Source organism: Anaerococcus prevotii DSM 20548, from assembly GCF_000024105.1.
GTDB classification, from domain to species: domain Bacteria; phylum Bacillota; class Clostridia; order Tissierellales; family Peptoniphilaceae; genus Anaerococcus; species Anaerococcus prevotii.
The window spans coordinates 1,626,623-1,638,408 of the sequence record NC_013171.1; the positions used below are offsets into that span (position 1 = coordinate 1,626,623).

Below are 11,786 nucleotides of genomic sequence, written 5' to 3' on the forward strand. Positions count from 1 at the left end.
ATATCTCCTTTTACATTTTCCAAACATCGGTATTAGATGACGATATCGCAATAGCGTTGGCATTTAGGGCCTCGATTACATCCGATTTCTCGTTGATTAGCCCGCCTGCTACCAAAGGAATCCTAGTCCTTTTTGATATATCATCCAATATCTTTGGCATAATCCCCGGAAGTATCTCTATAAGGTCGCAATTTGCCTTCTTTACAGTCTCCTTCACATTCTCATATGATAGAGAATCTAGGACAAAGAATCTTAAAATAGCAAATAAGCCAATCTGCCTAGCGTAAGCGGCATTTTGCGGCCTCGTAGTAATAATTCCATCAGCGTCAGTATAATTTTTAATGAAAGCCGACGACAGTGGAGAGCTTGATAATCCTTCAATCAAATCCTCATGAACCATAACTATCTTGCCATGTTTTTTAAGTTTTTTGACTATGTGTGGGATGCTTTCTACAGTACCAAAAAGCACGAACACTATTTTGTTTTCACTATCCAAAGAGTCTCTTAAATCTTTGTTATTTTTGATAGCCATGATTATTGGATTTTCATAAATTATATCGAAAATCTCTTCGTGTGTCATACAACCTCCATGAACACAGAAAACGAGCGTGCAAATTTACTACAGCTCGTCTTCTCTAATATATTCTCTTACTAGTAGTTTACCATAAATATTTTATTCTTGCAATCATTTTCATAAATATTTTTATAGAAGCAGACAAGAGCCCGTAGTTTAAATCATTCAAGGTGAAAATTTTTAAGAAAAATAAGGAAAATGTTTAGTTTTACCTAAAATCTTCCTTCTTTCCTTCGCTAACCCCTTCTCCAGATAGGACTTGGGGGATTGTTTTTAATATTATTTTTAAGTCATTTAAGAAAGTTACATTTGCTGCATACTCACCATCTGTCTCGGCCTTTTTCTTGGGAGGGAGATTATCCCTGCCCGAAATTTGGCTAAGTCCTGTAATTCCTGGCCTTACACTCAAGGCACCGAACTTTCTCCTTAAGTTAATTAGCTCTTCTTCCTTAAGGATAACCGGCCTTGGGCCAACTATGCTCATATCTCCCCTTATTATATTTATAAGCTGGGGAAGCTCGTCTATGGATGTCTTTCTGATGAAACGGCCCACTTTTGTTATGTAGCTATCCGCATTATCAAGCTCCCAAGTTGCGGCGTTGTTTGGCGCCTCTGTCGACATCGACCTAAATTTGATGCAGGAGAAAGCCTTACCTTCCTTACCAGACCTATCCTGGATGAAGAAGACTTTTCCCCTGGGCTCTTCGATTTTGATGGCGAGAGCTGTAAGCAAAAATATTGGAGAGAGGATTATAAGACCCAAAAGAGCCAAAATCCTATCCAATATATTCTTTACGTAATTTTCATACATAGTTTTCTCCGTCTAATCCTTACTTATATTATCCTTATTTTACTCCATAAGTAGGGATATTTCATCATCACTTAACTCCCTATACTCGCCTTCTGCCAAGTGTTCGTCTAGGGATAAGTCTCCTATGGCAATTCTTTTGAGCTTTTCCACCTTGTTGCAACAATTTGAAAATAGTCTTTTTACTAAGTGAAACTTACCTTCCGTAACCTTGACTATTGCCTTTTTCTCTTCTAATATCTCAAGCTTGGCACTTCTTGCTGTGTAGTCATCTTCTTTGATATAGACTCCTTCTTTGAATAAGTCTATTAGGCTCTCATCTATCTTATCTCTACATTCTACAAGATAGGTTTTTTCTATATTAGAATTTGGGCTTGTTACCTTGTGGATGAACTTACCATCTGTTGAAAGAAGGAGGAGGCCTGTAGTATCCTTATCGAGCCTTCCTGCTATTGATAAGTCGATTACTTTATAGAAATCATCCAAGAGATCTATTACAGTTGGGTCTTTGTCTTCTGTCGCCGAAAGAAAGCCCGCAGGCTTATTCATCATAACATAAATATTTTCGAAATAATCTACGAAATGACCCATATAGTATACTTCATCGACTTCTGGGTCGACCTGGGTTGCTGTATCTTTTACTACTTCGCCATTTACAAGGATAGCTCCCTTCTTGGCATTTTTCTTTATATTTTTTCTGGTATCTAGGCCAGAGTTTCCTATCATCTTATCTAGTCTCATTTTATCCCCTTACTTAATACATTTCCCGTAGCATAACTTAACTCGTCAAAGGACTTGTAAAAGCTATCGAGATAGTCCCTGCCCTTTGGGCTTATATAGTAATATTTTCTCTTTGGCCCAATCGTAGATTTCTTATAAGCTCCAAAGATATATCCCTTTTTGGAAAGTCTCTGTAGGATTGGGTAGACCGTTCCTTCAGTCATGGCATAAAAGCCAGAGTTCTTTAGTTCTTCTACGATTTCATAGCCATAAGTTTCGTTGTTTTTTATAATATGGAGTATAACGCCTTCTATTACTCCCTTTAGCATTTGAGATTCAATCATTTTATCACCTATCTATATTGTATAACATAGTAGGTGGATTTCAAGCTCGCTCGCAGAAGTGCTTCATAGGACAGAACTTACAAGCTTTCCTATCTTCGGTCTTATGATTGAAGTTTTCTCTAACGATCTCCCTAGCCACATCATCTATAGCAGCCATGTCAAAACCTTCATCCTTTACTTCGATTAGGTCGTCTTTTTCTATAAAATATAGGTAGATTTTCCCTACTTCCTTGCCATTAGCTAGGAGGAGCTGTCTATAGGTTAGAAGTTGCTTTTTGTATTTGGCGAGACTTTTCTCATCAAAAGACCCAGTCTTTAGGTCCATGATTGAGGAATCTTCTAAAATAAGGTCAATATTTCCTTGAAGGATATAAAAATCTCTATCCGCCTTGTAGTTCGCCTCGCTTAGCTTCACATTAAATCCCCTGTTTAGTAGGTTTGAAACTGGCTCAATGTATCCCTTATTTTCCCACAAGAAGCTTGTCATATCCTTCTTGTCAAAGGAAGGAGAGTAGATATATTGAGCTAGATTGTGGACCTTTGATCCAAAGATTAGGCTTTCGGTCTTCTTAGTCCTAAAGGAAAGTTTCCTTACAAATTTATACTTTAGGGGGCAGGTCATATAGACATCGATGTCTGTGGTAAAGGCTAGGATTTTCTTATCATCTTTTCTCTCTTCCATCTTAAAGTCAATAGAGCTTAACTTGGATGAAGAATCGAGGGTATATGCGAAGTTTTTTATTCTTCGATCTGTCGAATTATCCAGAAGGACCAAGAGGTTTTTTGCCCTGGTGAAGGCCGTGTAATATTTTCTATAGAAATCCAATTCCTTTTTCTCTAGGCTATCCTTTTCAACAAACCTATCTGTAAACTTATCATAATCTCTTCTCGGATAATCTCCTAGGCTAGATACGAATACTGCCTCAAACTCCAAGCCTTTGGACTGGTGGATGGTCATGAAGTTTATGGAATCGTCGTAGACATCATCCTCATCGAACTCTCCTATGGCGTTTTTCTTAAAATAAATAAAAATATAGGAGAAGATGAACTTCTGATAATAACTATTAGTTTCTTCAAAAATCTCATCATAGTCTACAGCAAGATTTATGAATTTGCTGATATTTTTGAAAATAAGATCCTTCTTATCTTGATTCTTATCCTTAAGGATATCCTTAAAGGTCTCAAGGCCCATAAGCTTGTAAATAAGGTCTGATATAGAATAAGATTCTGAAAAATCTTCTATGAAATTTCTAAGCTTCCTATTTTCCTTGAACTTATCATCTTCATAGATTTCCTTAAGGAAGTTCCTATAGTCAAGTTTCTGCCTTTGCCCATAGGTCATCTTTCCTCCCCGAAAATCGGTATTGATAGGACCTGTCCTTGCTATTTTAAGGAGGACAAAAATTATTAGGCGAATTTCTTCTCTTCTAAAGTAGCCATCGCTTTTCCTGTTGATTACTTTAATCCCAGCATTTTCGAATTTCTTCTGGAGGATTGAAGGATATGAATTGTTAAAGCTTGGAAAGAGAAAGGCAATTTGTCCGAGTTTTATTTTCTTTGATAAGAGCTTAACTATCATTACGATATTGTCCATCTCATCTGCCCTAGCCCTTACTATGGTATTGGGATTTTCCTCTGCCTTATTTGACTTAAGGTCCTTCTTGCTAGAACCCTTGGCCTCATCCATAAAGGCCCTGGCCTTATCAATTATAACTTGATTTGACCTATAATTAATATTCAGAAAGTATTTACTCGCCCTAATTCCAGTCCTCTGGTAGAATTTCTCATCAAAATGGGTTAGGTTTCTCGCATCGGCTCCCCTAAAGGAATAAAGGGCCTGGTCGTCATCTCCAAAGACTATGATATTGCCATTTTTCGTAAGATTGATTGCGATTTCTTCCTGGATTAAGTTGGTGTCCTGGTATTCATCAATTACAACAAGGTCTATCTCTTCTCTTATTTTCTCCCCTATTATAGGGTCTTTAAGCAAGTCCAAAAAGCGTTTTAAGATAAGCTGGAAATTAATTAGGCCTAAGGAATCTAGAAGCTTTTCATAGGTCGTAAATATTTCGTAGGCGAGCTTGTCTTGAGGAGAAGCTGAATCCCTAAGAGATAAGGGGTCTATCATTTGATTGATAAGGGTTTGGAAGATATCAAGAATGGTCGCCGTAGCATAATCTTTTACTATAAAGTCCTCAAAGTGAGGGAGGCTCGTGAAAATCTCTAGATTTTCTTCTACTATAAATTCCTCCATGTTGGAGTCGATTATAGTAAGATTAAAGAAATTATCGTCAAGCCTCCTGTATTTGCTAATAAAGGATATGGCAAGAGAGTGGAAGTTACCTATCTTCATATCCTCAAGATCTGTATCTAGGCCATCTTTTCTAAGCCTAGTAATAATTCTCGTATTAAGCTCACGGGCCGCCTTTTTAGTGAAAGTAGTGATTAGGACTTTGTTTGCGGGAAATTTACCCTCCTTGATGGCTTCTGCTACAAAGCCTACTATAGTGTGGGTCTTGCCTGTGCCGGGACCTGCTATTACCACAGCTGGGAGCTTAGCATTTTTAATTATTTCTTCTTGACCAAGGTTTCTCATAGGACTTTCTCATAGCAGATCCTATCTTTAGGAACGCCGTCCTCATCAATTTGTACAATGCCAATTTCCTCGAAGGAAAACTTATGAAGGAGCCCCCTCATCCTGAAATTATCCTCGTGGGTGTCTATTCTAATAGCTTCTTTGCCAGATTTTTCCGTAAAGTCTATCAAAGCCTCCATAAACTTAGTTCCAAGCTTTGGGACAATTCCCCTATTATCAACCATCAGGGTATGGATTACAAAATAACTATCCGTCTTAAACTTACCCTCATGGACATTGTAGGAAGGATCGACTCCGTCGAAAACATAGGCATAGGCTAGGGCCTTTCCATCCTTGTCAAATATATAGGCATCATCTTTTGCTATTTGCTCTCTTATAATATCCTCGTTGGGATTGGTCTTCTGCCATTGATCTATCCCATCATCACGAAGAGACTTCCTCGCCATTTCTATAATTTTCCCAATTGATTCTATATCTTCTGAGCTTGCTTTTCTAAATATCATAAGTCCCCCCTTTTCCTACTACTATACCCTACTCCTTTAGGGCTTTGTTTAGTTTGTCAGATAATTTAACAAACTGTATAATATAGATATAAATAATAAAGATAGGAAAGGAATATTATGTACGATTATCTAATTATAGGAAACGGAATTGCTGGCCTATCAGCAACCGAAGAAATAAGAAAAAAGGATTCAGACGCTTCAATTCTAATTGTTTCAGAAGAAAAACCATCTACCTACTGGAGAACTAGACTATCCGAGCTAATCTGTAAAGACTTCGAAGAAGACGAAATTTTCGTTAAAAAAGAACCTTGGTATAGCGAAAAACACATAGAAGAAAGACTTTCTACAAAAGTAGAAAAGATAGATCCAGAAAAAAGAATTGCATATCTGGGCGATGGAGAAGAGATTGAATTTGGCAAGGCCCTAATCGCAACAGGAGCTAGAGCCTTCGTTCCACCAATCACAAACGTAGACTCCAAGGGAGTCTTTGCCATAAGAACTGTAGATGACCTTAGAAGCTTCAAGGAATATGTAGCCGACAAGAAGGAAGTTGTAGTTATAGGAGGAGGAATCCTAGGACTAGAAGCAGCCTTCTCTGCCCAAAAACTCGGCCTAAACATCACAGTAATAGAAAGCTTCGACTATCTACTAGCAAGACAACTTGACCGTGAGCTTTCAGAAAAACTTGAAGAAAACTTAAACAATATGGGAATTACGACCTACACAGGGAAAAACACCCAAGAAATCCTCACAAAAGACGGGGCAGTTTGTGGAGTAAAGCTTGCTGATGGAACTGAAATTCCTGCAGATGCTATAATGGTTCAAGCAGGCATCAGATCAAATATCAAGATGGCCCAAGAATCAGGCCTTGAAACTGACAGAGGAATTATGGTAAACGACCACCTAGAAACAGGTCATGAAGGAATCTTTGCTGCAGGAGACTGTGCACAAATCGGCCAATTCACCATAGGACTTTGGACATCAAGCCAAGAAATGGGTAAAATCGCAGGTAATAACATGACAGGAGATAGCGAATCTTATAAGCAACCAAAACCATTCTCAACCCTAATGCTAGGAGATATCAAGCTATTTTCAGCAGGCATGAACTCAGGTGAAGGAATCGAAGAAGAAAAGAAAGAAATCGACGGCAAAATCTACAAACTCTTCAAAAAAGAAGATGCCTACGTAGGCGGCATCCTCTGGGGAGATATCAAATACCAAAATGATGTCAAAAATATAGTATTTAAGGGAGCAAATATCGAAGAAACTAAACTAGGCACAGAGATCTTTGGAAAATAGATATAGGAAAATTCAACAAACTAAAAGGCAGAGATTAAGTTCCCTGCCTTTTTTTCTGTTAGATCTGAGTTACAAAACAGAATGTTTTCAGAATGAATGTAATAGAGCGTTTTATATATGATAAATTAAAACTATATCATCTATAATATTTGTACTCTCTTATCCAAGTAGCTAGCCATCCTCCTATAGACAAAACAAAACCTGCTATTAATTCAGCAAAAAACATAGGGGTTGTGAAGATAAAATCGTTTGAAAAAGCGATTAATAAGTTAATCAAAATAAAAATCCCTATTAGAATTAAGTTAATCTTCACCCAAAAATCGTAAGAATTCACATAATTCTTTTCACTTTTAAGAGATATTTTTGAATAATAACCTGAAATCTTCCAAGAACTTCCATATAGTTTTTTAACGAGGTCATAAGGAGGCCTAGCAAAAAACCTCACAATATAAACAATCATAAGTATAATAGAAAAAGCAAAAACTAAGTAAATTGAATTTCCATTATTCTTCAAAGTGTTAAATATATATTCTTTGTAAAACTCAGTTATGCCAAATATCGATAAAAGCATAATAAGATCTATCAAAATAAATTTATTTTTTCTCATTACATACCCCCCTTAATCAGTAGCTTTATAGTTTAGATCAGTACGCTTCCCTAGACTAAGCACAATTAATGCAGAATTTATCTTCTGATAAATAAAAATAAGGCATTGGAAGATTTTTCATTTTTTATAATATTATATGGCTCAAAAAGTACTTAAAACTATTAGATCATCAATAGATGCCAATTTAGACTCACATTAATCCAATTAATTTCTATACTGATTAATAAAAAATATTATCCTCAAAAATAATATACCCCTTTAATGATAATATTTTTTCTATAAGCTAAAATAACAAATTGCCATTCTTCGCGGTCCTATATTTTATTACATTTACAATAGAATTATAAAATATCTATAAAAATTTTAACACCCTAAATATGTCCTTGACAATTACCGAGTTTTGTGATGATGTATTTTATTATTTCAATTATCAAATTAACCTAAACAGAATAAACTAAATATTTGTAATGAAATTACACACTAAAAAACGAGAAGGATGGACCTTCTCGCTTATATTTCTTATTTATTTTAATACATTCCTGGCATGCCAGCTGGCATTTGTGGAGCTGGGTTTTCTTCTGGGATGTCTGCTACTGCTGCTTCTGTTGTTAGGATCATTCCTGCAACTGAAACGGCGTTTTGTAGGGCTGATCTTGTTACCTTGGTTGGTTCTACGATTCCTTTTTCGAACATGTTTACGAACTCGTCGTTGTAGGCATCGTATCCTTCATCCTTAGCAGAATTTTTAACCTTTTCTACTATTACAGATCCGTCCATGCCTGCGTTTTCTACGATTTGTCTTAGTGGAGCTTCTAGGGCTTTTTTGATGATTAGAGCACCTGTCTTCTCATCTGCCTTTAAGCTTTCTTCTAATTTAGCTACTCTTTCGATTGCACCGATTAGGACAACTCCTCCACCTGCAACTATACCTTCTTCTACTGCGGCTCTTGTTGCTGATAGGGCGTCTTCGATTCTGTATTTTTTCTCTTGCATTTCAGTTTCTGTTGCAGCTCCAACGTTGATTACTGCAACTCCACCAGCAAGTTTGGCCACTCTTTCTTGAAGTTTTTCTTTTTCGTATTCGCTATCTTCTGTTTCGATTTGTTTGCGGATTGTTTCTACTCTTTCTTCAAGGTTAGCCTTATCGCCTTTTCCTTCTACTATGGTTGTGTTGTCTTTGTCTACTTTTACTTTCTTAGCAGATCCTAGCATATCCATAGCTGTATCTTTAAGGTCCATACCAAGCTCTTCGCTTACTACTGTAGCTCCTGTTAAGATTGCAATATCTTCAAGCATAGCTTTTCTTCTATCACCATAGCCTGGTGCCTTTACTGCAACTACGTTGAAGGTTCCTCTTAGTTTGTTTAGGATAAGTGTTGTAAGAGCTTCACCGTCTACGTCATCTGCTATGATTAGAAGTGGTTTGGAAGCTTGAACAACTTCTTCTAGGAGTGGGAGGATTTCTTGGATGTTTGAAATCTTCTTGTCTGTTAGAAGGATGTATGGATCGTCAAGGTCAGCTATCATTTTTTCATTGTCTGTTGCCATGTATGGGGATAGATAGCCCTTGTCAAATTGCATTCCTTCTACAACGTCTAGGTAGGTATCTGTTGTTTTGGATTCTTCTACTGTGATTACTCCATCATTTCCAACCTTTTCCATAGCATCTGCTATGAATTTACCGATTTCTGGGTCAGCTGATGAGATTGTTCCTACGTTTTCTATAGCTTGTTTGTCTTCTACTTCTCTAGAGTTTTCTTTGATATAGTCAACTACTTCGTCAGTTGCTTTCTTTAGACCCTTTTGAAGTACTACTGGGTTTGCTCCTGCTGCTAGGTTTTTGAGTCCTTCTTTGATGATAGCGTGAGCTAGAACTGTCGCTGTTGTAGTTCCGTCTCCTGCTACGTCATTTGTCTTTGTAGCAACTTCTTTTACAAGTTGAGCTCCCATATTTTCAAATCTATCTTCAAGTTCTATGTCTTGGGCTATGGTTACACCGTCGTTTGTGATGGTTGGTGCTCCATATGCCTTATCAAGAACTACGTTACGTCCCTTTGGTCCAAGAGTTACTTTTACAGCATTTGCTAATTTATCAATTCCTGCTTCAAGTCCCTTTCTTGCGTCAGATGAAAATTTAATATCTTTAGCCATAGTATATCCTTTCTCTTTCTAGTATATATTATTGTACAACTGCTAGTATATCGTTATATTTAACTACGATGAACTCTTCATCATCAAGCTTTACATCTGTTCCTGCGTATTGGGAATAGATTACCTTATCTCCTACTTTGAGAGAGTCCTTTTTCTTCTCGTCATTTTCAATATCGGCAGATATTGCTACGATTTCTGCATATTGTGGTTTTTCTTGAGCGCTTTCTGGAAGAACTATTCCAGATGCTGTTGTCTTTTCAGCTTCTGCTTTTTGTATAACTACTCTATCACCGATTGGTTTTAGCATCATTTTAATCTCCTTTGTTTTTACATTTAGCACTCACACGTCTTAAGTGCTAACTCACAATATTAATATACTAAGAGCTAAAATTTTTGCAAGTTTTATTTTTTGTTTGTGTAAAAGGCAAGTCTTTGGACTAGTTTTGGGATTTTCTCTTCTCCTACTCCGCATATGGCAACTCTGATTCCCTTGGCTGAAGGAATTGTGAAGATATTTTCTTTTTCCAAATCTTTTACTATATCGAAGGCCTTATCAGTTGGGATAAAGGTGAAAAAGCCTCCAAAGTAAGGAATCATTGTAAGCTTATTCTCCTTGGCAGCTGTCACAAATACGTCTGCTCGACTCTTTAGCATATTCCTTAAGTCTACAAGTTCCTGCTCGTAGATTTTCTTGTTTTCAGCCCTTTCAAGCTCAATTAGGATATTTTGGGCAGCGTGGGTTCCATTTGACCAGTTACATCTTGCAGAATGGGCAAGACTTGCCTCAAACTCTTCTATGATCTCTTTACTAGATGATATGCCCACAGCAGCTCCACTTCTTAGGCCGTAGGCTGTGTGGGACTTACTCATAGAAAATGCAACTACTACGAAGAGATTACGAGGAAGATTTGAAAACTTCTCAAAAAACTTCCTCTGCTGATCTCCATCTCCTGCAAATTCAAGATAAGCCACATCAACTATAAGGGTGATTTTCTTATCCTTATCCTCTGCCTTCTCCTTAAGGAAAGTGATTACCTCATCCCACTCCTCATCTGATAGAGAGTAACCTGTCGGGTTATTGCCTGGAGAGTTGATAAGAGAAGCTATCCTATCAGAATCCCTAATCCCTTCATCAATAGCTTCCTTGTAGACATCTATATTAAAGGCAAAATCATCTGTGAAAAACTCAAATGTCTTAAAGTTTCTTCCAAATTCCTCGCAAATCTTCCTATAAGGAGCCCAATAATAATCGTGGCAAATCAAAGGGTCTCCCTCATCTAGATAGGAAAATATGGCAGACCTAATAGCTCCAGTTCCTCCCGGAGTTGCTATCGCAGAAATATATCCTTCTGGTTTGTAAGGACCGAAGAGAGTATCAATTACGATTTTCCTATAGTCCTTCTCTCCCTCGATTGGGGCGTAGGATGCTATATGACTCCTATCCATCTCATCAAGCCTATCATAAACTGAAGGAAGGGCTATTATCTTTCCCTTATCGTCTAGAAGAGTTCCCAAAGCTGCATTAATCACAGCCTCTCTTCCGTATTTTTCTATAGCGGCGTTTGCCTTGTTATTTATATCAAAGGCGAGGTCAGGTCCATTGTTCCAGGTCGCCCTTTTAATTGTCATTGGCATAATTTCCTCCTAATAATCTTCATTATACTATCATATGAAAGAATCGTATAGTGATAAAAAGGAGTGACTATGAATTACGATAAGAAAGATTTAAAAAATAAACTGTCCGACATTTCCTATAGGGTAACCCAAGAAAATGCCACAGAAAGACCCTTCTCAAGTATCTATGATGACTTCTACGAAGAGGGAATCTATGTGGATATAGTAAGCGGCAAGGCCCTTTTCTCATCACTTGATAAGTACGATGCCGATTGCGGCTGGCCTTCCTTTACTAAGGCGATCGACGAAGGCGAAATAAAGGAAGAAGTCGACCTAAGCCACGGTATGGTGAGAAAAGAGGTGAGGAGTAAGTCCGCCGACAGCCACCTAGGCCATGTCTTCCCTGACGGTCCTAAGGATAAGGGAGGGCTTAGATTCTGTATAAATGGAGCAAGCCTTAGATTTATCCCAAAGGAAAAAATGGAGGAAGAAGGCTATTGCGAGTATCTAAAATTGTTTAATTAAGAATTTGATTTACTTGACATCGGTATTGTAAAAATAATTCTATTG

12 protein-coding genes are annotated in these 11,786 nt (G+C 37.4%); 2 read left to right on the forward strand and 10 right to left on the reverse strand.

Features of this window, described 5'->3' with window-relative positions; all coding sequences use genetic code 11:
* Positions 1-10: 10 nt before the first annotated feature.
* The 6 genes from APRE_RS07660 to APRE_RS07685 all read right to left on the reverse strand — a co-directional run bounded on the left by APRE_RS07660 (position 11) and on the right by APRE_RS07685 (position 5,545).
* Positions 11-580 carry a glycerol-3-phosphate responsive antiterminator gene (locus tag APRE_RS07660; RefSeq protein WP_015778411.1) on the reverse strand — a complete coding sequence of 190 codons (570 nt, stop codon included), beginning with the start codon at positions 578-580 and terminating at the stop codon, positions 11-13.
* 202 nt (positions 581-782) lie between these two features.
* On the reverse strand, positions 783-1,385 hold the full coding sequence (locus APRE_RS07665; protein WP_015778412.1) for a sugar transferase: 603 nt from the start codon (positions 1,383-1,385) through the stop codon (positions 783-785).
* A gap of 39 nt (positions 1,386-1,424) precedes the next feature.
* Entirely contained in the window at positions 1,425-2,123 is a 699-nt protein-coding gene (locus tag APRE_RS07670; RefSeq protein ID WP_015778413.1) for a pseudouridine synthase, read from the reverse strand.
* Positions 2,120-2,446, reverse strand: coding sequence for a PadR family transcriptional regulator (locus APRE_RS07675; protein ID WP_015778414.1), 327 nt, complete (start codon positions 2,444-2,446; stop codon positions 2,120-2,122). Before APRE_RS07675 ends, APRE_RS07670 begins: the two co-directional genes overlap by 4 nt.
* 40 nt (positions 2,447-2,486) lie before the next feature.
* Entirely contained in the window at positions 2,487-5,042 is a 2,556-nt protein-coding gene (locus tag APRE_RS07680; RefSeq protein WP_015778415.1) for an ATP-dependent DNA helicase, read from the reverse strand.
* A complete protein-coding gene (locus APRE_RS07685) occupies positions 5,039-5,545 on the reverse strand; it encodes a GNAT family N-acetyltransferase (RefSeq protein WP_015778416.1) in 507 nt (168 codons plus the stop codon). Before APRE_RS07685 ends, APRE_RS07680 begins: the two co-directional genes overlap by 4 nt.
* A 117-nt stretch (positions 5,546-5,662) precedes the next feature.
* Between APRE_RS07685 and APRE_RS07690 the strand changes: the two genes are divergently transcribed.
* Positions 5,663-6,844, forward strand: a complete 1,182-nt coding sequence (locus APRE_RS07690; RefSeq protein WP_015778417.1) for an NAD(P)/FAD-dependent oxidoreductase — start codon at positions 5,663-5,665, stop codon at positions 6,842-6,844.
* Between the two features lie 136 nt (positions 6,845-6,980).
* Here the strand turns inward: APRE_RS07690 and APRE_RS07695 are convergent, their stop codons facing one another.
* From APRE_RS07695 to APRE_RS07710, 4 genes are all read right to left on the reverse strand, one after another.
* Complete coding sequence (locus tag APRE_RS07695; RefSeq protein ID WP_015778418.1) at positions 6,981-7,451, reverse strand: hypothetical protein; 471 nt, start codon at positions 7,449-7,451, stop codon at positions 6,981-6,983.
* 528 nt (positions 7,452-7,979) lie between these two features.
* Positions 7,980-9,602 (reverse strand): chaperonin GroEL, encoded by a 1,623-nt coding sequence (groL, locus tag APRE_RS07700; RefSeq protein WP_015778419.1) that lies wholly within the window; start codon positions 9,600-9,602, stop codon positions 7,980-7,982.
* A gap of 28 nt (positions 9,603-9,630) precedes the next feature.
* Entirely contained in the window at positions 9,631-9,912 is a 282-nt protein-coding gene (locus APRE_RS07705) for a co-chaperone GroES (protein WP_015778420.1), read from the reverse strand.
* Positions 9,913-10,004: 92 nt separating this feature from the next.
* Positions 10,005-11,237: a pyridoxal phosphate-dependent aminotransferase gene (locus tag APRE_RS07710; protein WP_015778421.1), complete on the reverse strand. Its 1,233-nt coding sequence runs from the start codon at positions 11,235-11,237 to the stop codon at positions 10,005-10,007.
* 69 nt (positions 11,238-11,306) lie between these two features.
* Here APRE_RS07710 and msrB point away from each other — a divergent pair, with 69 nt between their 5' ends.
* Positions 11,307-11,741 (forward strand): peptide-methionine (R)-S-oxide reductase MsrB, encoded by a 435-nt coding sequence (gene msrB / locus APRE_RS07715; protein ID WP_015778422.1) that lies wholly within the window; start codon positions 11,307-11,309, stop codon positions 11,739-11,741.
* The last annotated feature ends 45 nt before the right edge of the window (positions 11,742-11,786 follow it).

Bases quoted from the DNA above. Each gene is read 5' to 3' on its own strand.
- groL (WP_015778419.1), bottom strand. From the start codon at position 9,602: ATGGCTAAAGATATTAAATTTTCATCTGACGCAAGAAAGGGACTTGAA.
- APRE_RS07675 (WP_015778414.1), bottom strand. From the start codon at position 2,446: ATGATTGAATCTCAAATGCTAAAGGGAGTAATAGAAGGCGTTATACTC.
- msrB (WP_015778422.1), top strand. From the start codon at position 11,307: ATGAATTACGATAAGAAAGATTTAAAAAATAAACTGTCCGACATTTCC.
- APRE_RS07710 (WP_015778421.1), bottom strand. From the start codon at position 11,237: ATGCCAATGACAATTAAAAGGGCGACCTGGAACAATGGACCTGACCTC.
- APRE_RS07660 (WP_015778411.1), bottom strand. From the start codon at position 580: ATGACACACGAAGAGATTTTCGATATAATTTATGAAAATCCAATAATC.
- APRE_RS07705 (WP_015778420.1), bottom strand. From the start codon at position 9,912: ATGATGCTAAAACCAATCGGTGATAGAGTAGTTATACAAAAAGCAGAA.
- APRE_RS07690 (WP_015778417.1), top strand. From the start codon at position 5,663: ATGTACGATTATCTAATTATAGGAAACGGAATTGCTGGCCTATCAGCA.
- APRE_RS07665 (WP_015778412.1), bottom strand. From the start codon at position 1,385: ATGTATGAAAATTACGTAAAGAATATATTGGATAGGATTTTGGCTCTT.
- APRE_RS07685 (WP_015778416.1), bottom strand. From the start codon at position 5,545: ATGATATTTAGAAAAGCAAGCTCAGAAGATATAGAATCAATTGGGAAA.
- APRE_RS07680 (WP_015778415.1), bottom strand. From the start codon at position 5,042: ATGAGAAACCTTGGTCAAGAAGAAATAATTAAAAATGCTAAGCTCCCA.
- APRE_RS07670 (WP_015778413.1), bottom strand. From the start codon at position 2,123: ATGAGACTAGATAAGATGATAGGAAACTCTGGCCTAGATACCAGAAAA.
- APRE_RS07695 (WP_015778418.1), bottom strand. From the start codon at position 7,451: ATGAGAAAAAATAAATTTATTTTGATAGATCTTATTATGCTTTTATCG.